Source organism: Nocardioides caricicola (assembly GCF_039541135.1).
Lineage (GTDB): Bacteria > Actinomycetota > Actinomycetes > Propionibacteriales > Nocardioidaceae > Nocardioides > Nocardioides caricicola.
The window spans coordinates 425697-447012 of record NZ_BAABFQ010000005.1; the positions used below are offsets into that span (position 1 = coordinate 425697).

23 protein-coding genes and 1 pseudogene are annotated in these 21316 nt (G+C 71.5%); 7 read left to right on the forward strand and 17 right to left on the reverse strand.

Going from position 1 to position 21316, the window contains the following annotated elements:
* Nucleotides 1–7: 7 nt before the first annotated feature.
* The 5 genes from ABD875_RS10445 to moeZ all read right to left on the reverse strand — a co-directional run bounded on the left by ABD875_RS10445 (nt 8) and on the right by moeZ (nt 4412).
* Nucleotides 8–985 carry an AAA family ATPase gene (locus ABD875_RS10445; RefSeq protein ID WP_345174961.1) on the reverse strand — a complete coding sequence of 326 codons (978 nt, stop codon included), beginning with the start codon at nt 983–985 and terminating at the stop codon, nt 8–10.
* A complete protein-coding gene (locus ABD875_RS10450) occupies nt 982–1464 on the reverse strand; it encodes a hypothetical protein (RefSeq protein WP_345174967.1) in 483 nt (160 codons plus the stop codon). Before ABD875_RS10450 ends, ABD875_RS10445 begins: the two co-directional genes overlap by 4 nt.
* The gene (locus ABD875_RS10455; RefSeq protein ID WP_345174973.1) at nt 1461–2186 is read right to left on the reverse strand and encodes a DUF4129 domain-containing protein; all 726 of its coding nucleotides are present in this window, start codon (nt 2184–2186) and stop codon (nt 1461–1463) included. The genes ABD875_RS10450 and ABD875_RS10455 overlap by 4 nt, the downstream gene beginning before the upstream one ends.
* Before the next feature lie 78 nt (nt 2187–2264).
* Nucleotides 2265–3143, reverse strand: a complete 879-nt coding sequence (locus ABD875_RS10460; protein ID WP_345174981.1) for a chymotrypsin family serine protease — start codon at nt 3141–3143, stop codon at nt 2265–2267.
* 69 nt (nt 3144–3212) lie between these two features.
* Nucleotides 3213–4412, reverse strand: coding sequence for an adenylyltransferase/sulfurtransferase MoeZ (moeZ, locus tag ABD875_RS10465; protein ID WP_345174988.1), 1200 nt, complete (start codon nt 4410–4412; stop codon nt 3213–3215).
* Nucleotides 4413–4595: 183 nt separating this feature from the next.
* Between moeZ and ABD875_RS10470 the strand changes: the two genes are divergently transcribed.
* The 3 genes from ABD875_RS10470 to ABD875_RS10480 all read left to right on the forward strand — a co-directional run bounded on the left by ABD875_RS10470 (nt 4596) and on the right by ABD875_RS10480 (nt 5741).
* Complete coding sequence (locus tag ABD875_RS10470; protein WP_279235715.1) at nt 4596–5177, forward strand: TetR/AcrR family transcriptional regulator; 582 nt, start codon at nt 4596–4598, stop codon at nt 5175–5177.
* A gap of 71 nt (nt 5178–5248) precedes the next feature.
* Nucleotides 5249–5470 carry a DUF3107 domain-containing protein gene (locus tag ABD875_RS10475; protein WP_345174997.1) on the forward strand — a complete coding sequence of 74 codons (222 nt, stop codon included), beginning with the start codon at nt 5249–5251 and terminating at the stop codon, nt 5468–5470.
* A gap of 4 nt (nt 5471–5474) precedes the next feature.
* On the forward strand, nt 5475–5741 hold the full coding sequence (locus ABD875_RS10480) for a hypothetical protein (protein ID WP_345175004.1): 267 nt from the start codon (nt 5475–5477) through the stop codon (nt 5739–5741).
* A gap of 21 nt (nt 5742–5762) precedes the next feature.
* Here the strand turns inward: ABD875_RS10480 and ABD875_RS10485 are convergent, their stop codons facing one another.
* On the reverse strand, nt 5763–6452 hold the full coding sequence (locus tag ABD875_RS10485) for a ferritin-like fold-containing protein (RefSeq protein ID WP_345175014.1): 690 nt from the start codon (nt 6450–6452) through the stop codon (nt 5763–5765).
* 237 nt (nt 6453–6689) lie between these two features.
* Between ABD875_RS10485 and ABD875_RS10490 the strand changes: the two are divergent.
* Nucleotides 6690–8015 (forward strand): annotated as a pseudogene (locus ABD875_RS10490) (DEAD/DEAH box helicase); the annotation flags it as partial.
* A gap of 6 nt (nt 8016–8021) precedes the next feature.
* Here the strand turns inward: ABD875_RS10490 and ABD875_RS10495 are convergent.
* Both ABD875_RS10495 and ABD875_RS10500 read right to left on the reverse strand, forming a co-directional pair.
* Nucleotides 8022–8687, reverse strand: coding sequence for a L,D-transpeptidase (locus ABD875_RS10495; protein WP_345175035.1), 666 nt, complete (start codon nt 8685–8687; stop codon nt 8022–8024).
* Complete coding sequence (locus tag ABD875_RS10500) at nt 8684–9502, reverse strand: ParA family protein (protein ID WP_345175042.1); 819 nt, start codon at nt 9500–9502, stop codon at nt 8684–8686. Before ABD875_RS10500 ends, ABD875_RS10495 begins: the two co-directional genes overlap by 4 nt.
* Nucleotides 9503–9563: 61 nt before the next feature.
* Here ABD875_RS10500 and ABD875_RS10505 point away from each other — a divergent pair, with 61 nt between their 5' ends.
* A complete protein-coding gene (locus ABD875_RS10505) occupies nt 9564–10325 on the forward strand; it encodes an SDR family NAD(P)-dependent oxidoreductase (RefSeq protein WP_345175052.1) in 762 nt (253 codons plus the stop codon).
* Here ABD875_RS10505 and ABD875_RS10510 read toward each other — a convergent pair.
* The 4 genes from ABD875_RS10510 to ABD875_RS10525 all read right to left on the reverse strand — a co-directional run bounded on the left by ABD875_RS10510 (nt 10276) and on the right by ABD875_RS10525 (nt 15295).
* Complete coding sequence (locus ABD875_RS10510) at nt 10276–11136, reverse strand: PHP domain-containing protein (RefSeq protein WP_345175060.1); 861 nt, start codon at nt 11134–11136, stop codon at nt 10276–10278. The two genes, ABD875_RS10505 and ABD875_RS10510, sit on opposite strands and share 50 nt — an antisense overlap.
* A 16-nt stretch (nt 11137–11152) precedes the next feature.
* A complete protein-coding gene (locus ABD875_RS10515) occupies nt 11153–11770 on the reverse strand; it encodes a DUF6758 family protein (RefSeq protein WP_345175070.1) in 618 nt (205 codons plus the stop codon).
* Between the two features lie 201 nt (nt 11771–11971).
* Nucleotides 11972–13141 carry an HNH endonuclease signature motif containing protein gene (locus tag ABD875_RS10520; protein WP_345175078.1) on the reverse strand — a complete coding sequence of 390 codons (1170 nt, stop codon included), beginning with the start codon at nt 13139–13141 and terminating at the stop codon, nt 11972–11974.
* A gap of 201 nt (nt 13142–13342) precedes the next feature.
* The gene (locus tag ABD875_RS10525; RefSeq protein ID WP_345175104.1) at nt 13343–15295 is read right to left on the reverse strand and encodes a CASTOR/POLLUX-related putative ion channel; all 1953 of its coding nucleotides are present in this window, start codon (nt 15293–15295) and stop codon (nt 13343–13345) included.
* A 129-nt stretch (nt 15296–15424) separates the two neighbouring features.
* Here ABD875_RS10525 and ABD875_RS10530 point away from each other — a divergent pair, with 129 nt between their 5' ends.
* Entirely contained in the window at nt 15425–16612 is a 1188-nt protein-coding gene (locus ABD875_RS10530) for an MFS transporter (RefSeq protein WP_345175114.1), read from the forward strand.
* 16 nt (nt 16613–16628) lie between these two features.
* Here the strand turns inward: ABD875_RS10530 and ABD875_RS10535 are convergent, their stop codons facing one another.
* Together ABD875_RS10535 and ABD875_RS10540 are read right to left on the reverse strand one after the other, a co-directional pair.
* Complete coding sequence (locus ABD875_RS10535) at nt 16629–17159, reverse strand: MaoC family dehydratase (protein ID WP_345175123.1); 531 nt, start codon at nt 17157–17159, stop codon at nt 16629–16631.
* Between the two features lie 79 nt (nt 17160–17238).
* Nucleotides 17239–17421, reverse strand: coding sequence for a DUF5302 domain-containing protein (locus ABD875_RS10540; protein ID WP_345175130.1), 183 nt, complete (start codon nt 17419–17421; stop codon nt 17239–17241).
* Nucleotides 17422–17535: 114 nt separating this feature from the next.
* Between ABD875_RS10540 and ABD875_RS10545 the strand changes: the two genes are divergently transcribed.
* Entirely contained in the window at nt 17536–18555 is a 1020-nt protein-coding gene (locus ABD875_RS10545) for an endonuclease/exonuclease/phosphatase family protein (protein WP_345175139.1), read from the forward strand.
* 3 nt (nt 18556–18558) lie between these two features.
* Here ABD875_RS10545 and ABD875_RS10550 read toward each other — a convergent pair whose 3' ends face one another.
* From ABD875_RS10550 to ABD875_RS10560, 3 genes are read right to left on the reverse strand one after another with little or no spacing between them, the layout of a single operon-like run.
* Complete coding sequence (locus tag ABD875_RS10550; protein WP_345175146.1) at nt 18559–19341, reverse strand: sulfotransferase; 783 nt, start codon at nt 19339–19341, stop codon at nt 18559–18561.
* Nucleotides 19342–19350: 9 nt separating this feature from the next.
* Nucleotides 19351–20259, reverse strand: a complete 909-nt coding sequence (locus tag ABD875_RS10555) for a glycosyltransferase family 2 protein (RefSeq protein WP_345175153.1) — start codon at nt 20257–20259, stop codon at nt 19351–19353.
* Nucleotides 20260–20269: 10 nt separating this feature from the next.
* Nucleotides 20270–21277 carry a hypothetical protein gene (locus tag ABD875_RS10560; RefSeq protein WP_345175161.1) on the reverse strand — a complete coding sequence of 336 codons (1008 nt, stop codon included), beginning with the start codon at nt 21275–21277 and terminating at the stop codon, nt 20270–20272.
* Between the last annotated feature and the right edge of the window lie 39 nt (nt 21278–21316).

A 21316-nucleotide genomic window follows, 5' to 3' on the forward strand; every position in this document is an offset into this window, starting at 1 on the left:
CGGCGCCTCACCGGCGGTCGAGCGTCGCCGGGGTCGGGACCTGCGTGAGCACCGCGTCGACCACGCTGGCGCCGGTGACGTCGCTCATCCAGAGCTCGGGCTTGACCGTGATCCGGTGGGCGAGCACCGGACGGGCGATGGCCTTCACGTCCTCGGGGACGACGTAGTCGCGCCCGCGCAGCAGCGCGAACGCCCGGGCGGCGAGCACCAGCCCGAGCGACCCGCGCGGCGAGGCGCCCGTGAGCACGTCCGGGTGGTGGCGGGTCGCGACCGCGAGGTCGACGCAGTACCGCCCGACGCTCTCGTCGACGGTCACGGTCTCGACGGTCTCCTGCAGCGCGAGCAGGCCGGGGCCGTCGGTCACCGCGGTCAGCTCGAGCTCCTCGCGCCGCCGGTCCATGCGGCGGGCGAGGACGTCGTACTCCTCGCCGGCGGAGGGGTACCCGAAGCCGATGCGGAGGAGGAACCGGTCCAGCTGGGCCTCGGGCAGCGGGTAGGTGCCTTCGTACTCGATCGGGTTGGCGGTGGCGAGCACGTGGAAAGGCGAGGGCAGCGCGAACGTCTCGCCCTCCACGGTCACCTGCCGCTCCTGCATCGCCTCGAGCAGCGCCGCCTGGGTCTTCGGCGGCGTCCGGTTGATCTCGTCGGCGAGCAGCAGGCCGGTGAAGATCGGGCCGCGCCGGAAGTCGAACTGCCCGCGCCCCTGGTCGTAGACGAACGAGCCGGTGAGGTCGGCGGGCAGCAGGTCGGGCGTGAACTGCGCGCGCGTGAAGTCGATGCCGAGCGCCTGGGCGAACGACCGGGCCGCCAGCGTCTTGCCGAGGCCCGGGTAGTCCTCGAGCAGCACGTGCCCCTTGGCGAGGATCGCCGCGAGCACCTGCATCAAGGCGGCGCGCTTGCCGACCACGGCCCGCTCGACCTCGTCCAGCACCTGGCGGGCGACGTCGGCGGCCTCGCTGACGGGAAGTGGGTGGGTCTGGGTCACAGCTCCTCGATCCTGGTCAGGTAGCGGTCGATCTCGGCCGGCGCGAGCCGGCGTGGTGCGCCGTCGAGCACGGCGACGAGCTCGGGGCCGAGCAGCTCCGCGGCCCGCGGGTCGTCGCGGCGTACGCCGTGGCGCTGGCGCAGCACCTGGTCGGCGAGGGCGGCGAGCCGGTCGCGCAGCGCGGTGTCCTGCGACCGCGCGGTCCGGTGCGCCTCGAGCAGGCCCACGTAGCGGGCCAGCCGCGGGTCGCCCCCGGCGCGCGCCGACGGCTGCTCGACGGTGACCTCCCACGCGGCCCCGCCGTCGGCGAGCGCGTCGAGGATCAGGCCGAGCACGCCGACGCAGGTCGCCACGAGCAGCGCCAGCCGCAGCGGGTCGGGGTCGGTCTTCGCGAGCACCAGCGCGAGCTCGAGCACGACGAACACCGCCGTGCCCCCGGCCAGTCGCCGCAGCCAGCGGTTCCCCGCCAGGGCGCTCACGCCGAGACCCCGATCGTGCGGTGGATCGTGTCGAGCGCCTCGAGGGCGTCCGCGCGGTCGGCCTCGGTGAGGTCGTGCTCGGAGAACCGTGCCTCCCGGTAGAGGTCCCCCAGCCGCGAGACCGCCGGCTGGTGGGCGTCGACCAGGTCGAGCACCCGCATCGTGTACTCCGACGAGGTCTCCCAGTCGCGGCGCTCGAGCCCGGCAGCCGCGGCGGCGACCTCGAACCGGTGCCAGCACTCGACCACCGCGTTGCGCGGGCTGCCGTCCTCCAGCAGGCGGCGCTGGGCGGCCGCGTCGTCGAGCAGCGCCCGGGCGACGCGTTGCGGGGGCTCGAGCACGGTGAAGTCGGGGTCGGTCGGCCCCTCGCGGCCCCTGCGCCGGCGTTCGCGGCGGCCGCGCACGCGCCGCAGCATCGGCAGGATGACGTAGCGCACGAGCAGCACCGCGAGCAGCGCCACCACCGCGAGGTTGACGACGAACGCCGCCACCTGGATCCACCTCGGGGTCTCGCTCGACTCCTCGGTGGCGTCATCCTGCGGGACCGACGCCTCGTCGGTCGGCGCGGGCTCGTCGGTGGGAGTGCCGACCGGCGAGGGTCCGTCGCCGCGCAGCACCTCGCTCGGCCCGATCGACGACGCCCACGTGGCGAGCACGAGGACCAGCAGCGCGATGGCGAGCGCGCCGAGGACCGCGGTCGTGCCGGCCCGCCGAGTCGTCATGCCCGGGAACCTACCAACGCAGACGGCGGCCCCATCCGAACCGGATGGGGCCGCCGTTCGAGTCGATCAGCGCGGCGCTCAGAGGATGGGCGAGAAGGGCTCCGTGCCGTTGACCAGCGTGAGGCCCGAGATGCCGGAGTGCTGCTGCGCGAACGCGAGCTCCTTGGCCAGGTCGCCGATGTTGTTCGAGAGCGGCAGCGGCGCCAGGCCGAGCGTCGAGAGGGTGCCGATGGCCTTGCCGTCCTCGCTGACGAACGCCGAGCCCGAGTCACCGGGGATGCCGGGCGTCACGGTGTAGAGCGGGTGCGACCAACCGCCGTCGGCGGCGCTGTCGCCGAGGCTGATGCCGGTCTTCGGCGAGAGCGGCTCGATGCCGGCGCGGAGGCTGGAGTTGCCGTAGGAGTACACGCGGTCACCGGCCGCGGTGCCGTCGGTGTCGATGCCCGTCGGGCCGCCCCAGAACGGGATGCTCGGGTTGACCTTGCCGACGTCGGCGGCGTCCACCTTGACCAGCGCGAAGTCGTTGTAGGCACAGGTGTTCGCGTCGGTGGTGCCGATCTTGTCCATGGTGTCCCAGGCGGAGTACACCAAGGTGCCCGAGCCCACCTTGGTGCCCTCGCTGACCAGCGAGCCACCCTCGGTGAAGTTCACCCGCGTACCGAGCGGCAGCGAGTCCGAGAGGCACCCGTCCGTGTCGGTCGCCGCGCCGGTGCCCGCGCAGTGGGCGGCGTAGCCGACGTAGACGTTGCTGGCGCTGTCGGTGAACACGAAGTTCGCCGTGCACTGGGCGCCCTCGGTGTACATCATCGTCCCGGGGTGGATCTTCGCCGTGGCCGCCGGCGCCCAGGTGGGCGCGGCGTTGGCGGGAGCCGGGGAGATCGCCATCAGTGCGGCGGTCATGATCGTCACGGTCACGGCCGCGAACACCGCGGCGAACTGGCTTCGGTTGAGGCTCATGCCACACACAACGACCCCCCACCGGTGCGGGTTACGCACCAGTAAGGGGTCGTCGTGGATCTGTCTGGCTCAGTACGACGGCTGCGAGGGGTCGATCTGGTTGACCCAGGCGACCACGCCGCCACCCACGTGGACGGCGTCGGCGTACCCGGCGCCCTTCACGATCGCGAGCGTCTCGGCCGAGCGGACACCGGACTTGCAGTGCATGACGATCTGCTTGTCCGACGGCAGCTGCTCGAGCGCCTTGCCGTTGAGGAAGTCGCCCTTCGGGATCAGCACCGAGCCCGGGATCTGGTTGATCTCGTACTCGTTCGGCTCGCGCACGTCGACGAGGACGAAGTCGCGGGTGCCCTCCTCGCGCTCCTTGAGCATGTGCTCGAGCTGGACGACCGAGATCGTCGAGCCCGCCGCGGCCTCGGCCGCGTCGTCGGAGATCGCGCCGCAGAACGCGTCGTAGTCGATCAGCCCGGTGACGGTGGGGTTCTCGCCGCACAGTGCGCAGTTCGGGTCCTTGCGGACCTTGAGCTTGCGGTACTCCATCTCCAGGGCGTCGTAGATCATCAGCTTGCCGACCAGCGGCTCACCGATGCCGGTGAGGAGCTTGATCGCCTCGTTGACCTGGATCGAGCCGATGCTCGCGCACAGCACGCCCAGCACGCCGCCCTCGGCGCAGCTCGGGACCATGCCCGGCGGCGGGGGCTCCGGGTAGAGGCAGCGGTAGCACGGCGCGTCGTCGGCGAGCGTCGGGGCGAACACCGACGCCTGGCCGTCGAAGCGGTAGATCGAGCCCCAGACGTACGGGATCCCGAGGAAGTACGCCGCGTCGTTGACCATGTAGCGCGTCGCGAAGTTGTCGGTGCCGTCGACGATGAGGTCGTAGCCCTTGAAGATCTCCATGACGTTGTCGTTGTCGAGACGCGTCTCGTGCACGATCACGTTCACGTAGGGGTTGGTCTCGGCGATCGACTCCTTGGCCGACTGCGCCTTCGACTTCCCGATGTCGGACTGGCCGTGGATGATCTGGCGCTGCAGGTTGGACTCGTCGACCTCGTCGAACTCCGCGATGCCCAGGGTGTGCACCCCGGCCGCGGCCAGGTAGAGCAGCGCGGGGCTGCCGAGACCGCCGGCGCCGATGACCAGCACCTTGGCGTTCTTGAGGCGCTTCTGACCCGACATCCCGACGTCCGGGATGATGAGGTGCCGGCTGTAGCGGCGTACCTCGTCGATGGTCAGTTCGTCCGCAGGCTCCACGAGCGCGGGAAAGGACACGGCTAACTCCTTGATCGGTCGGTTCGACTGTCCGAACAACCTGTCGTCCTGCCATGTTCCCCGCCGACGTCGTGCGCGGATCGCCGTGTCCCGTCATCCGGACGCGAGTGACTGCCGGGTAGTCTTCGCCGGGTGACCGCAGAGCAGTACGACGCCCCGGCCGTGCGACCGCGCGGAGGCCGGATGCCCCGGCGCGAGCGGCGCGCGCAGCTGATGAGCTCCGCGCTCGAGGTGTTCGTCGCCCAGGGCTACCACGCGGCGGCGATGGACGACATCGCCGACCGGGCGGGCGTCTCCAAGCCGGTGCTCTACCAGCACTTCCCCGGCAAGCTCGACCTGTACCTCGCGCTGCTCGACCAGTCCTGCGACATGATCATCGCCGGCTGCCGCGAGGCGCTGGAGTCGACGACCGAGAACAAGCAGCGCGTCGCGGCCACGATGGACGCCTTCTTCGAGTACGTCGCCGGCGACACCGGCGCGTTCCGCCTGGTCTTCGAGTCCGACCTCACCAACGAGCCGGCCGTGCGCGAGCACGTCGACCGGGTCACCACCGAGTGCGCGGCGATGATCGCGCACGTCATCCACGACGACACCGGCCTGCCGGACGACGCGTCGCGGCTGCTGGCCGTGTCCCTGGTGGGAATGGCCCAGGTCAGCGCCCGGTTCTGGCTCTCGGACCCGGGCGCGATCAGCAAGTCCGACGCCGCCGCCCTGGTGGCCGGGCTCGCCTGGCGCGGCATCCGCGGCTACCCGCTCGAGCACTGAGTTCCCGCACAGTCCCGGCACAGTCCCGCACCACCCCCGCAACACCCGCGCAGAACCAGAAGGAGGACCTCGTGGAGGTCAAGATCGGCATCCAGAACGCCGTCCGTGAGCTGACCGTCGAGACCGACGAGTCGGCCGAGGCCGTCGAGAAGCTCGTCGCCGACGCCATCTCCGGCGAGGGCGTTTTCACGCTGGCCGACACCAAGGGCCGCCGCGTGATCGTGCCGTCCGCCAAGCTCGCGTACGTCGAGATCGGTCACGGCACCGTCGGCCAGGTCGGCTTCCGGGGCTGACCCCGTGCTCTCCGCCCTGCTCTGGGCGCTCATCGGCGGGACCATCATCGGTCTCCTCGGCAAGATGCTCGCGCCCGGCGACCGGGACAACGTCCCGCTCTGGCTGACCGTGCTGTGCGGCATCGGCGGCGTGCTGCTCGGCAACTTCCTCTACGGGCTGTTCTTCGACCTCAACACCCGCGGCTTCGACTGGTGGCGGCACGGCTGGCAGGTCGTGGTCGCCGCGATCCTGGTCTCGCTCGCGGCCGGGCGCACCGCCCGGACCCGCTAGGGCCGCTGCTGGGCCCGGGGGTCAGCTGTCGAGCCCGAGCTCGGCCATCCGCGCCGCGTGACGCTCGGTGATCCGCGTGAACATCCGCCCGATCGCGGCCAGGTCGAGGCCCGGGCGGTCCACGCCTCCGGCCAGCAGCGCGGACAGCGCGTCGCGGTCGGCCGCCACCCGCTGGGCCTGGGTGAGCGCCTCGCCCATCAGCCGTCGCCCCCACAGCGCGAGCCGGCCGCCCAGGCGCGGGTCCGCCGCGATCGCCGCACGCACCCGGTCGACGACGAACGCCGAGTGCCCGGAGTCCTCCAGCGCCGAGACCACCAGGTCCCGGGTGTCCGGGTCGAGGTACGCCGCGATCTCGCGGTAGAAGTCGTTGGCCATCCCGTCGCCGACGTAGGCCTTGATCAGGCCCTCGTACCAGTCGTCGGGGGCGGTGTACTCGTGGAAGCGGTCGATCGGCTCGCGGAACGGCGCCATCGCCTCGAACGGGTCCGCGCCGAGCTGGCTCAGCCGCTCGTTGAGGGCCGCGACGTGACCGAACTCCGCGGTCGCCATCGAGGCCATCGCGACCTTGTCCTCCAGCGTCGGCGCCAGCTTCGCGTCGTCGGCGAGGCGCTCGAACGCCGAGATCTCGCCGTAGGCGATCGCACCGAGGAGGTCCACGACGGCCTCGCGGTACTGCGGGTCCTCGAACGCGACGGACGTGGATGCGGTCACGTGCGCACCCTACCGATAGACTCCCGGAGATCGAGGTCGCGCTCACTCCCGAGCGCACCCGCGTATGTGCGCGGCAGGCCAGCCCCGAAATTGGCAGGGTGAGTCCGCCGCAAGCCCACGGCAGTGACTCACGAAAGCGACAAGACCATCACCACGTTCCGAGAGCTCGGGGTGCTCCCCGAGATTTGTGACGCGCTCGAGCGCGCCGGTATCACCACCCCCTTCGCGATCCAGGAGATGACCCTCTCCGTCGCGCTGCTGGGCACCGACCTGATCGGCCAGGCCCGGACGGGCACCGGCAAGACGCTGGCGTTCGGCATCCCGGTGCTGCAGCGCAGCGTCGCGCCGAGCGACCCGGCGTACGCCGACCTGCCCCAGGGCAAGCCGCAGGCGCTGATCGTCGCCCCGACCCGCGAGCTCGCGCTCCAGGTCTCCAACGACCTCCACCTCGCCAGCAAGGACCTCGGTCTCCGGGTCCTCACGGTGTACGGCGGCGTCGGCTACGACACCCAGCTCGAGGCGCTCGAGTCCGGCGTGGACATCGTCGTCGGCACCCCGGGTCGCCTGATCGACCTGGCCAACCGCCGCGCGCTCGACCTCTCGCACGTGCACGCGCTCGTGCTCGACGAGGCCGACGAGATGCTCGACCTCGGCTTCCTGCCCGACGTCGAGACGCTGCTGCGCAAGACCCCGGAGACCCGTCAGACGATGCTGTTCTCGGCGACCATGCCGTCGGCGATCGTCGCGCTGGCCCGGATGCACATGCGCCACCCGATGAACATCCGCGCGGAGTCGTCGTACGAGAACGCGACGGTGCCCGCGACGGCGCAGTTCATCTACCAGTGCCACGACCTGGACAAGCCGGAGATCATCGGTCGGGTCCTGCAGGCCGAGGACGTCGACAAGATCATCGTGTTCACCCGCACCAAGCGCCAGGCGCAGCGGGTCGCCGACGACCTCACCGAGCGCGGCTTCAAGGCCAGCCCGCTGCACGGCGACATGGCGCAGGTCGCCCGCGAGAAGGCGCTCGCGAAGTTCCGTGAGGACAAGATCCAGGTGCTGGTGGCGACCGACGTCGCCGCGCGCGGCATCGACGTCCGCGGCGTCTCGCACGTCATCAACTACTCCTGCCCCGAGGACGACAAGACCTACGTCCACCGCATCGGCCGCACCGGCCGCGCGGGCGCGAGCGGCATCGCCATCACGTTCGTCGACTGGCAGGACATCGCCCGCTGGAAGATGATCAACAAGGCGCTCGACCTGCCGTTCGACGAGCCGCAGGAGACGTACTCCACCTCCGAGCACCTGTTCCACGACCAGGGCATCGCCCCGGGCACCAAGGGCCGCATCGTCGACCCCGCACCCGTGGAGCGCAAGCCGCGCGAGGAGCGCAGCGAGCGCAAGCCGAGCAACCGCAACCGCACCCGGACCCGCAACGGCGAGAAGGTCGCCCCGGAGTCCGGCACGCCGGCCGCCGCGGCCGACGGCGAGAACCGCCCGAAGCGCACCCGCAACCGCCGGCGGCGCTCGGGTGGCGGTGCCGCGAAGGCGCCCGCCGCGGAGTGACCGCTACGCGGTGACGACCACCGTGGTGCCGAGCGGCGCGAACTCCCAGAGCGCGATCGCGTCGGACAGCTTCTGACGGATGCAGCCGTGCGACTGCGGCGTGCCGAGCTGGGCGACGGTCTGCACCGCCTTGCCCTCGTCCACCGGGATCGTGTGGAAGCCGATCGCCGCGCCGGTGTCGCCCTGGGTGAAGCGCACGAAGTACTTCATCGTGCCGGAGTCGTCGATCCCCCACGCCTGCTCGGAGCGCGAGTACACCGAGTAGGTGCCGGGGTCGAGGTTGTCGGTGAGGCTGCCGGACACGAGGTAGGTGCGCTCGACCTGCTGGCGCTTCGTGACCAGCCAGACCCGCTGCTGGCTCTCGCTGAACACGATCCGCCGGCCGGTGCCGGAGTCGGCGGGCAGCGCGTCCTCCTCGACGAGGTCCTCCTCGACGACGGGCTCCTCGGACTGCTCGATCTCGGGGCTCGGCGTCTCCGAGGGCGTCTCCGACGGCTGGGCCACCGGCGCGACGGCTGCGGCCGCTCCCCCGTCGCCGTTCTCGCCGGTCGTGGACGGCAGCACGCCGGTGCCGCCGAGCACCGCGATCATGGTGACGGCGAGCGACGAGCCGAGCACGGCGAGTCGTCCGTAGCGGGGCCGCACCGGGGTGCCGCGGTGCTGGCTCACCGCTCGGCCTTCCTCTGGGCCTTCTTCTGCGCCTTCTTCTTCGGGCGCTTCGAGCGCTCGACGAGGTTCACGGCCACCTCGCGGTAGGCCTGCGCACCCTTGTTGCTGCGGCTGGTGGCCAGGATCGACCGGCCGGCGGCCGGGGCCTCGGCGAACTTGATGGTCTTCGGGATCGGCGGCTCGATCACCTCGAGGTCGTAGGTGTCCGAGATCGTCTCGAGCACCGTGCGCGCGTGGTTGGTGCGCCCGTCGTACAGCGTCGGCAGCACGCCCCACACCTCGAGGCCGCGGTTGGTGAAGCGGCGGACGTCGTGGACCGTGTCGAGCAGCTGCCCGACGCCGCGGTGCGACAGCGTCTCGCACTGCAGCGGCACCAGGACGCCGTCGGCCGCGGTCAGCGCCGCCACGGTGAGCACGCCGAGCGAGGGCGGGCAGTCGAGCAGCACCCAGTCGTAGTCGAGGTCGCTGTCCTCGAGCGACTCGATCATGGTCTTGAGGACGTGCTCGCGGCCGGTGCGGGTCAGCAGCTCGGCCTCGGCGCGGGCCAGCTCGATGGTCGCCGGCAGCAGGTCGACGCCGTCATCGGTCTGGAGGATCACCTCGGCCGGGTCGAGGCCCTTGGTGAGGACGTGGTGGACCGACAGCTCGAGGTCCTCCGGGTCGATGCCCAGCGAGAACGTCAGGCAGGCCTGGGGGTCGAGGTCGACCAGCAGCACGGAGCTGCCGAGCTCTGCCAGCGCGGCGCCGACCGAGGCGACCGTGGTCGTCTTGGCGACACCGCCCTTCTGGTTGGCGATCGCGAGTGTCGTCGTCATCGGTCACCATCATGCCCGACGGGGGTGCGCAGATCGCGCAGCCACCTGTTTGACTTGCGTCATGTCCCAGACCGCTCTTGTCACCGGCCCCACCGCGGGCATCGGCCGCTCCTTCGCCCACCAGCTCGCCGAGCAGGGCTACGACCTCGTGCTGGTCGCCCGCGACCGGGCCCGGCTCGAGGCCGAGGCCGACGAGCTGCACGCGACGTACGGCGTCTCCGTGGAGGTGCTGGCCGCCGACCTCGCCGACCGTGCCGAGCTCGCCACCGTCGAGGCCCGGCTGGCCGACCCCGAGCGACCCGTGCACCTGCTGGTCAACAACGCCGGCTTCGGGCTGAAGAAGCGGTTCCTCGACAACACGGTCGACCAGGAGCAGGCGATGCTGGAGGTGCTGGTCACCGCGGTGATGCGGCTCAGCCACGCGGCTCTGGGACAGATGTCCGAGCGCGGCAGCGGCGGGATCATCAACGTCTCGAGCGTGGCGGCGTTCCTGCCGCGCGGGACGTACTCCGCGGCGAAGGCCTACGTGAACAGCTTCTCGGAGTGGGCCGCCCACGAGTACGCCGACCGTGGCGTCACGGTCACCTGCCTGTGCCCGGGCTTCACGAAGACCGAGTTCCACGAGCGGATGGAGGTCGGGCGCGGGTCCGCGCCGGACTTCATGTGGCTCGACGCCGACGAGCTGGTCCGCACGGCCCTGAAGGACCACGCCAAGGGCAAGGTCTTCTCGATCCCGAGCCCGCAGTACAAGACGATCGCGGCGGCCGCCCGGATCATCCCGACCGGGGTGCTGCAGAAGTTCCAGTCCCTCGGGCGGAAGTGAGCCGCTCGAGCTCCTCCGGCGCCGTGGTGTTGCAGCCGAGGTCGTGGTCGGTCTTGCCCGACCCGTGGTAGTCGCTGGACCCGGTGACGACCAGGTCGAGGTTCCGCGCGATCGCCCGGAGCCGGTCGCGGTCGGCGGCGTCGTGGTCCTGGTGGTCGACCTCGATGCCGTTGAGCCCGATCTCCTTGAGCTCGGCGAACGTCGCCTCCTCGGGCCGGCCGTAGCCACCGCGCCCCCACGGGTGCGCGACCACCGACACTCCCCCGGCACCCGCCACCGCACGCACCGCGGTCTCGAGCGGCGCGGCGTACCGGTCCACGTGCGCCGGCCGGCCCCAGCCCAGGTAGCGGTCGAACGCCGCGGTCCGGTCCGGCACCACCCCCTTGGTGACCAGCGCGTCGGCGACGTGCGGGCGGCCTGAGGCGACCGCACCGGCGGCAGCCCGGCGTACGTCGTCCTCGGTGATCTCGATGCCGAGCCGGTTGAGGCGGTCGATCATCGTCGGCACGCGGGCCGCGCGACCGTGCAGGATCCGCTCGAGCTCGGTGACCAGCGGCGGATGGGCCGGGTCGACGAAGTAGGCCAGCAGGTGCACGCCGCGGCCGCGGTGGTTGGTGCTGATCTCCATGCCCGGGACGACCTGGATGCCGACCTGCTCGGCAGCCGCCGTCGCCTCCGCCCAGCCGTCGGCCGTGTCGTGGTCGGTCAGCGCGACGACGTCGAGGCCGGCCGCCGCGGCGGCGCGGACGAGCTCGGCCGGGGTGTCGGTCCCGTCGCTCGCGCGCGAATGGGTGTGGAGGTCGATGCGCACCCGGGACAGCCTAGGTTCACCAGGCCGGCCGGTGCGCACCGAAGGGCAGCTCCACCAGCTGGGGACCGACGTGCGACACGTCGCGGAGGATCCAGTCGTCGCGCAGCAGAAGCAGCGCCGACGCCGGCCGCAGCACGATCCAGAGCCACCGCCCGCCGGCCTCCCCGGCGACGACCGAGCGGTCGAACTCGCCGTCGAAGGAGTGCGTCGACACGTCCCACAGGCTCACCGACTGGCTCCCGATCCGCACCTTCGCGGCCGGGGGTCGCTCGCCGATCTCGGCGCCGGGATCGTCGTACCGGCTGCGCGCGCAGCGCGCCCCGAGCCCGGTGCCCGCCTCCTCCGCGACCACCACCACGTCGACCGGCCCGTCGAGCGGGCTGGTGCCGGACGTGCACGTCAGGGTCGCGCGCGGGCGCCCCGCCTGGTCGGCCACCGCGGCGAAGTCGGTCACGGTCCATCCCGGGCTGATCGGCCAGGGCAGGTACGTCGGGAACTGCCGTGACGCCGCCAGGTGCTCCGCGAACGCGTCGTACGTCGCCTCCGGCGGGCGCCACAGCGCCGGCCCTTCCCCGTGGTCGGGGCAGGGCAGCACGGGTGCCGAGCACCGCACACATCCCGCCGCCAGCGACATGCGCTCCACGGTGATTCCCCGGCGGTCTCTCGTCAAGAGCGCCTGGTGATCCCGGTGAGCCAGGCATCGGGGCCCGGATGGCCCGCTCGTGGCTCCGCGCGCCGCCGGGAAGAAGAGCAGCGGCCCGTCCGGACCGCGGCCGCGGGTCAACGACTCTCGACACGACGAATGCCCCGCCGGCCGTGGTCGGCGGGGTGTGGGTCAGCGGATATGTCGGTCGGTGTCGACGAGGTAGGTCTGGCCGTGGGGACTGGTCCACACGAACGTGGTGGGTCCCATGCGGTGGTAGGTCCAGGCGGTGTGGGTCTTGAGCCGGTGGTGTCCGCGGCACAGGGGCGCGAGATTCACTGTCTCGGTGCGACCGGTCGGGTACTCGGTGATGTGGTCGGTGTCGGCGGTGCGTGAGGGGCGGCTGCAGTTGGGGAACACGCAGGTCGGGAACGTCAGCGTGACTTGTTCCTGCTGCCGAGGGGTTGGTGTGTAGGAGTCGGTGGACAGGTTGTCGTTGAGGTCGAGCACCGGCCGCACGGTCACCCGGGTGCCGGCCTGTTGGCACCAGTGCTTGATCTGGTCGGGGGTGACGACGGTGCGGGTGTGCTCGACCTCGACCATCGACTGCTCGGGGCGGGTGTGGGTGTGGATCACGACCTCACGCCGAGGGTCGCCGGCGAGCATCCCGGCGGCGATCGAGCGGCGCACGTCCAACGGCAGGGCCGGGTCCTGGGCGGCGGCCTTCGCGGTGATCGCGTCGTCCAGGGCGACCGCGTCGGCCAGGTCCAGCACTCCGGCGACGGGGACCTGCCCGTCGACCACGTTGCGCCAGTAGAACGTCAGGTGCCGCTGCTCGGCCGCCGCGACCCGGCGTTCCTCCGCGGCGGCGGGGTCGTACTCGGCGCGGGCGGCTTCCACGGTCCGCTCGATCTGCGCGAACGAACACCGGTGCAGCACCGGCGCCAGCGCGCGGTCCACGAACCCGGCGGCGTCGGCCGGCAGGGACCGGGTCTGCTGGGCGACCTTGCGGGCCTTCCACACCAGCACCTCCCCGGCCAGCACGCGGGCCCAGGTGCACGGGAGCCGGTGGCACAGCTCGACCGCGTCCCCGATGAACACCCGACCCGCATCAGACGACAGACCCACGGCCAGGGCGAACTCCGCGATGCAGAACTCCGCCACCGTCGGTGCGCCGTCGCCGGCGACCTCCACGTCCCGCTCCTCCCACGGCCTGGTCGCATCGACCGGGAAGCCCGGGTGCAGCTCGGCCCAGTCGACGGCGAGCTGGAGCTTGTCGACCTCGGCTTCCATCGCTGCGGCGTGGCGGGCGCGGGCGACGTTCAGCACCTGCTCACGAGTGAGGGTGCTGGTCGTCTCCATGGCTCTACTCAACCAGGGGGCACCGACAGTGGGACGCCGATATCCCTTGTTTTGAAGGGTTCTGGGGAAATGGGCTTGGTATAGATTCGTGACGGGGCGGGGGTGCGCGGGGGTGGTGGTTTCGAGACAGGCGCCAGGGCGCCTTCCTCAACCACCGTGACCCGCCAGAGCGCCTTCCTCGACCACCGCGCGCCGGCCCGCTCAGTCGTCGGCGAGCACCACGACCCGGTCGCCCGGGAGCACCTGGAACGTCTCGGACTTCGGCGGGTTCACGCGGACGCCGAAGGACGCCTCGCCCTCGGCGAGCGCGGCGGACTTGTAGCCGAGCGCGGTCTCGTTGCGGCGGGAGGCGCCGGCGATGATCGTGGCGTAGGTGACCTCGGCGCCGGGCTCGACGTACCACTCGGCCGGGCGCAGGTAGATCTCGCTGCCCTGGTCGCCGAGCAGCTGGTCGAAGACCGCCTCCAGGCGGTGGTCCTCCGACAGCTGGGTGACCAGGAGGCTGACGATCTCGCCGCTGACCACGACGTCGTCGACGTGCGCGACCTGGGCGAGCACCCGGTTGCGGTCGTCGAGCATCTCGCTGACCACCGGGGTCGCGGAGTCGAAGCGGGACAGGATGTCGCGCACGTGCAGCAGGGTGACCAGCGTCCGCGCGTCCGCGGCCTGCGGCTCCAGGTCGTCGGAGTAGCAGAGCACCAGCACCTGGTCGAGGTCCGGGCGCACGTGCGCCTCGAGGGTGCCGCGGTCGGTCGTCGCACCGGGCGCCACCGTCACCTGGAGGTTGCTCAGCTGCGGCACGTTGCGGACGTCGAACGACGTGAGCACGGTGATCGTCGAGCCGGCCGGGGCGTACTTGTCCATCTCGCGCAGCACGATCGGCGCCCGCTCGTTCCACCCGATGAGCAGGGCCTGGGTCGGGTGGTCGGCCTGGCCGCCGCCGGTGCCGAGCTGGCTCAGGTCGGGCTGCACGGTCGAGTCCGGGTCGCCCTGGAGCACCGAGTCGTCCTCGGCCACGACGATGAGGGTGTGGCCGGCGATCACGGTGTCCGCGGTCGGGTTCAGCTTCGGGACACCGTCGGCGATCACGCCGATGACCGTCGCCTGCTCGAAGCCGAGCTGCACCTCGCCGTACGTCATCCCGTCGAGGTTGTGCTCCTCGAGGAAGTAGATCTCGTCGCCGCCGTAGTCGAACAGCTCGGTGTAGACGGCCGCGGCGCCGGACTGGCGCGAGGTCTGCACGACGAGCTTGGCGACGGTCTCGCGGATGTCGAGCAGGACCGTCCGGTCGGCGCCGACCAGGCGGGCCGCCTCGAGGTTCGTGGGGTTGCGGATCTCGGCGACGATGCGCGGTCCGTCGGGGCCGGCGTGGGTCAGCGCGAGCAGGGTCTTGATGACCTCGCTGTCCGGGTCCTCGGACTCCTGCGGCGCGAGCAGGATCACCGAGCGGGCGGTGGTGTGGCTGCTCAGCCGCAGGTCGTCGATGTCCATCGGCGAGCCGTTGCGGCAGATCACGCGGGTGCCGCGGAAGTCGTCGACCTTCGCGCGCAGCTCGTCCTCCATGTCGACCTTGTCGCGGTCGGCGAGGATCACGATCACCGGCTTCCGGCGGCTCTCGTTGGCGATGGTGAGCTCACGGACGATCGTGAAGATCGAGTCCGACCAGCCCAGGATCACGGTGTGGTCCTTCTCGAGCACGATCGAGCGGCCGCGGCGCAGGTCGGCGAGCTTGGTGTCGATGCCGGCCGCGATCACGCCGATCAGCGCGCTGACGATGAACAGGCCGGCGATCGTGAGGACCAGCATCGTGAGGAGGAACCGCCACGGGCTGTCGGCGTCGCCGCCGATCGTCCCCGGGTCGAGCGCGTGGAACAGGCTCTGTGCCATCTCCCGGAAGAAGCCGCCGACACCGTCGTACGACTCGCCCTGCCGCAGGTTGAAGAGGCTGACGATGACCGTGAACAGCAGGATCAGCAGCAGCGTGACGACCGACAGCCAGGCGATCAGCGCGGGCGTGCCCCGCGACATGCTGTTGTCGAACCGGTAGCGCAGCCGGTCGCCGAGGCTCGACCGCGGCTCAGCCGCGCCCTTGGCGGCGCTGGAGGCCACGGCCCCCTTCGGCTGGGCCATCGCCTTGGCGGTCCTCTGACGCATCTGTTGACCGGTCCGTGCCATCTCTCGTCTCCCCGCCTGGTTCTGCTATCGGGGCATCGTTGCAGGTCCCGAGGGCCGACCTCGGCGTTTTCGGTGATCCGACCGACCACCGAACCCGGGCGTGGCAGCATGCGGGCCGTGGACATCTCCCGTTGCCGGATGGCCGTCGCCGCCGGCTTCCTCACCCAGGGCCTGATCCTGCTGAGCCTCACGACGCGGCTGCCGGAGTTCCAGGACCGCTGGGACATCTCGGACGTCCAGCTCTCGCTGATCCTGCTGATGATGATCCTGCTCGCCGGCGCCGGTTCGGTCGCCGCCGAGATGCTCGCCAAGCGCAAGGACAGCGCACTGCTGCTGCGCGCCGGCCTGGTCGTCGTGGCGGTCGGCGTGGCGATGCTCTGCACCGCGCAGACGATGGGTCTCTACATCGGCGGGATCGCGCTCTACGGCCTCGGGCTCGGTGTCGTCGACGCCTCCACGAACATGCAGGCGGTCGCCCTGGAGCACCGCTACGAGCGGCCGATCCTCCCGTCGTTCCACGGAGCCTGGACCCTCGGCGGCGTGATCGGCGCGGGCGTCACGCTCGCGACGACGGACCTGCCGCTCGAGGCGGGCGCCGCGGTCGCGGTGATCCCGCTGCTGGTGGCGTTCGGCCCGTTCCTCCCCCGCGACCACGGCCCGACCGAGCTCCCGGCCGACGTGGCGGTGCCGTGGCGCCCGATCCTGCTGGTCGGTGTCGCGATGGTGCTCTTCTACATGGTCGACACCGCCGTGCAGACCTGGGGACCGCTGTTCCTCGACCACACCTTCGACACCCCGGAGCGGTACGTCGCCCTCTCGGCGATGGCCTACCTGCTGGCCAGCGGCATCGTCCGGCTGGCCGGCGACGGCCTGGTCGCGCGGTTCGGACCGGTGGTCGTGCTGCGCGTCGGCGCCGTGGTGGGCGCCGGGGCGCTGGCGATCGTGGTGTTCTCCTCGACCTGGCAGGTCGCGGTCGTCGGCTTCGCGATCCTGGGCGGCGGCGTCGCGGTGGTCGCCCCGTTGAGCTTCTCGGCCGCCGCGAGGATCGCCGGCGGCGAGGGCTTCGAGCCGGCGCAGCGGCAGGCCCGGGTCGATGCCGTGATCGCCCGGTTCAACCAGTTCAACTACGTCGGTGCGCTGCTCGGCTCCGTGCTGACCGGCATCGTCGGCGCCGACTCGCTGCGGATCGGCTTCGCCGTACCCATGGTGCTGGTGCTCGGGATCATCCCGCTCGCCCCGGCGTTCGCGCCGCGGATCGCGGCGGCGCTCACGACACCGCGACCCTCGGGACCCTGACCCAGGTCGGGCCGGCTCAGGCGGTGGGGCCGGGCCAGTTCTTGTCCGGCACCGGGGTCGGACGGCCGGGCTGCTCGCCGCCGCGCGCCTCCAGGTAGCTGTTCTTCGGCACCATCACCTTGCGGCGGAAGATGCACACGACCGTGCCGTCCTGCTTGTAGCCGATGGTCTCGACGTAGACGACGCCGCGGTCGTCCTTCGACTTCGACTCGAACTTGTCGAGCACGGTGGTCTCGCCGTAGATCGTGTCGCCGTGGAACGTCGGCGCGACGTGGCGCAGGGACTCGACCTCGAGGTTGGCGATCGCCTTGCCGGACACGTCCGGGACGCTCATGCCGAGCAGGATCGAGTAGATGTAGTTGCCCACCACGACGTTCTTGCCGAACTGCGTGGTCTCCACCGCGTAGTTCTCGTCGATGTGCAACGGGTGGTGGTTCATGGTGAGCAGGCTGAACAGGTGGTCGTCGTACTCGGTCACCGTCTTGCCGGGCCAGTGCTTGTACGTCGCGCCGACCTCGAACTCCTCATAGCTGCGTCCGAACTGCATGGGGACATGCTGCCCGGCGATCGGCGTCGGCGCACCCGTGGTTACCTGTGGGTAATCTCACGGGGCGCCGACGCGACCGTCAGGACCCGCCGCCGCCGGCCTTGCGGCGGTGCATCTTCGGGGCACCGCCGACGACCTCGGACCCGTGCGCCTTCTCCTTGACCGGACCGTCCTGGTGGACGCCGCGCTCGTGGTGGTTCTTCTTGTCCAGCGCCTCCCGCATCTTGGCCTTCAGGTCGTCGTTGGCGTGGGAGTCGGTCATGGTTCCTCCTGCGTGAACGGTCTGGACGGTCCGTCCACCCTCGCACGGTGGACCCGGATCGGCCACCGATAAACCCCGCCTAGACTGGCCGCGCAGACCGAGGGGGAAGACAGCGTGCGTTCGAGGATCACCGACACCGCTGCCCTGACGGCGGTCATGGTCGGGCTCCTGATCGTGGTGATCACCGCGCTGCTGATCGCCACCAAGGATCCCGAGCAGCCCGCGGCCCGCCTCCCGGACCCGACGGCACCGCCGCCCACCGCGCCCGCGGATCCCGAGGCCTCCGCGACCGGCCAGACCAAGCCGCCCCGGCCGACCCGCTCCCCCGGTGACCGCGAGACGTGCGTCGACGGCGGGACCCGCACCCGGCTGACCGTGCTGACGTTCAACATCCACTCCGCACGCACCCCGGACGGCAGCGTGCGCCTCGCGGAGATCGCCTCCGAGCTCGCCACCTGGGACGCCGACGTGGTCCTGCTGCAGGAGGTCGACCGCGGCCGGGCCTGGACCGGCGGTGTCGACATGCCCGCCGTGCTGGCCGACCAGCTGGACATGGCGTGGGCGTTCGGCACCAACGTGCGCCGATCCGCCACCAACCTGTACGGCACCGCGATCCTGTCCCGCTTCCCGATCGAGTCGTACCGCAACACCCTGCTCCCCGCGCCGCCCGGCACCCAGCAGCGCGGCCTGCTCAACGCCGTCATCGACGTCGACGGCACCCGGATGAGCGTCTACGGGACCCATCTCGAGCACACGTCGTCCGACGCCCGGGTGCAGCAGATGCAGACGATCGCCCCGATCCTCGCCGCCGACGAGCTCCCCAAGGTGTTCGGGGGCGACCTCAACGCCAAGCCCGGCTCCCCGGTCCTGCTCGCGGCCGGCCCAGCCGTGCAGGACACCTGGAAGGCGATCGGCGACGGCGCCGGCCTGACCCACCCCGCGGGCGTGCCGCAGCACCGGATCGACTACCTGATGCACGGCGACGGGTCGGACGCCGACCTCGCCCCGCTTGCCACCCAGGTGCTGACCTCGAACGTGTCCGACCACCGCGCCGTGTGGGCGACGTACGAGCTCAGCAGCGGCAGTGCGACCGACGTGTGCGTCCCGGTCGTGCCGGAGCAGGACCAGGGCTGACGGTCAGGACTCCTCGGACGCGTTCGCCCGGCGCTTGTCCCGGTCCCGGCTCTTGCCGAACGGGTACGGCCCGTGGCCGGTCTTGCGGGTCTCGCGGAGCTGGTCGAGCAGCGCGTCGTCGCAGGACCCGGTGACGAACTCGGCGATCGAGCGGAGCTGGGCGTCGGAGGTCGCCTGGTCCTCGCTGGTGAGCAGCTCGTAGCGCAGGTCGAGGACCCGGTCGGGGCGGGTCTCGCGCAGGAAGGCCTGGATCTCCTCGACCCGCCGGATCGCCTGCATGACCTCGCCCTCGTCCTGCCCCTGCCAGAAGCCGGAGCCGACCACCTTGTCGTGGTTGCGCTCGTTGAGCACGAACTGGCAGCCGGGGAAGGTCTTGTCGAGGAACTCGAAGAACGCCTCGGTCTCGGCCGGGCGGATCCGGTGCCAGAGCACCTCCTTGAAGCCGAGCCGGTCCACCTCGGCGGGCTCCACCGACCCGAGCAGGTGCCCGGTGACGAGGGTGCGGGTGCTCTCCACGAAGCTCGCGGGGGTGATCTCGTTCAGCCCGAAGAACGCCGAGTGGCTCGCCTTCGGGTTGTGCTTCAGGTGCGTCTTGCGGAACGCCTGCACCGAGTGCATCGCGCGGAACAGGTGCAGCAGGTACATGTTGTTCTCGCCGCGGACCAGCGTCCGCGGCAACGTGTTCAGCAGCCCCTGCACCAGCGTCGAGCCGGACCGGCCGTAGGTCACGACGAAGACGTAGCCGTACGTCTTCGGCTTCTTCCGCCCACGGATCTTGCTCAGCACGTGTCCTCCTCAGACCTTCCCGAGCAGCGCGCTCGGCACCCGGCACAGCGGCTGCTGCTCGAGCGCGGCGACCTGGCCGCGGCCGACGCTGCGGTACCAGCCGCCCTTGTGCTCGACGATCCCGCGGAGGTCGACCTCGGCGGGGTTGAACTCGGGCACCCGGTCGGGATCGACGCCGGCGGTCGCCCGGTCGAGCACGCCGACGATCTCCTCGGCCTCGCGCGACCAGCTGGACTTGATGGCCCGGCCGTCGGCCTCGACCAGCGCGCGCCGGTGCGCGGCCACCCGGCGCAGCGCGTCCCGGTCGGCGAACTTCAGGTGCACCATGTACAGCTCGGGGTCGATCTCGAACGGCGCCTCGATGCCGTGCGACGCCCACTTCCACGCCGCCGGGACCCGCTTGACCTGCGGCTTGCACATGAGCGGGGCGAACTTCGCGAACCGGCGCTGGCCGAGGACCGGCTCGTCCGCCTTCAGCGGCTCCTCGAGCGAGGCCACGTGCACGACGTTGAGCGCCACGGGAGCGACCACCTCGCGGTCGCGCCGCGTGGCGAGGAAGCTCGGGAGGTCGGCGTGCTTCGTCGGGTCGGGCAGCAGGAACTCGTCGGCGTCGACGAAGACGACGTAGTCGTAGAGCGCGAGGAAGCCGCTGGCCAGCCCGCTGAGCAGCTGCATCCGCACGCCCTCGTAGCCCGGGCCGGGCAGCTGCGGCAGCCGGTGCACCGTGCACCCGAGGTCGTCGGTGGAGCCGTCGGTGCTGTTGTCGTCGAGCACGACGAGGTTCTCGATGCCGACCTGGGCGGAGTAGTGCCGCACCCAGCGCGGCAGCATCTCGGCCTCGTCGCGCGCCATCGTCATCACGAGGACCTCGGGGTTCCCCGCCGGCTCCTCGGAGGTACGTCGGCGGAGCAGCGGCATGCGACGCACTCTAGTCGGCCGACTTCCCGTTGCCGGAGGCCCGTACCAGCCCCTCGATCGCCGCCACCGCGGCGGCGAGCTGCTCCTCGGGCGGCAGCCCGCCGGGCCGCGCGCCGGAGACCGCCAGCGGGGTCAGCTCGGCCAGGTCGCCGACGACACGGATGCCCGACCCGCGCAGCTGCTCGACCAGCTGGCCCGCGCGCTCACGCAGCCAGGGCGACGGCTCGTAGCCGACGCCGGGCTCCTCGCCGCGGCGCTTCGCCAGGACCCGCTTGGCCAGCTGCTGCTTGACCTTGCGCGCGTACTCGCCGTACGCCATCCCTTCGACGCGCTCGTTGAGCAGCCGCAGCACCTCGGCGGACGCGGCGCCCAGGGACTCGTTGGTCGGGCCGGGCTCGGCGAACCCCGCGGGGTCGACGCCGAGGGTCGAGGCGAAGCGCTCCCAGAGCAGCGTGCTCGGCGCGCCGGGGGTCGGCACGGTCACCAGCGTCATCCGGTCGACGCCGACCGCAGCGGACCAGCGCTCGCAGATCCCGGCGACGTCCTGCTCGCGCCAGAACCGGCGGCCCAGGCCGTCGCGGTCGGCGATCGCGGCGACGTACTCGTCGTAGGGCAGGAACCGCCCGTTCTTCAGCGTCTCCTGCCACATCGCCGGGATGCTCCGGCCGAGGTCGCGCGCGGTGACCACGACCTCCACGGTGCCAGTGGGGAAGGACGACACGACCCTCTCGATCTTGGCGGCGGCGGCCGGGCCGAGGAACTCCATCGAGATCACCGCGGTGCCGCTCGCGGCGCCGATCTCGTCGACCATGCCCTGCCAGGCGCCTTCGGGCGGTGCGGCGACGACGCGCTTGCGCTCGAGGACCTCGGAGACCGCGCGGACCTGGTCGGGCCAGGCATTGCCGGGCACCAGCACGCCCTGGTCGGCGAGCCGGTCGCGGTTCAGGAACAGCAGGCGCTGGAGGTAGCTGGTCCCCGACTTCATCGCCCCGACGTGCAGGATCACCCGCTGCGCCACGCCCGCTCCCGTTCCTCGCCTCGATCCGACCCTCGCACT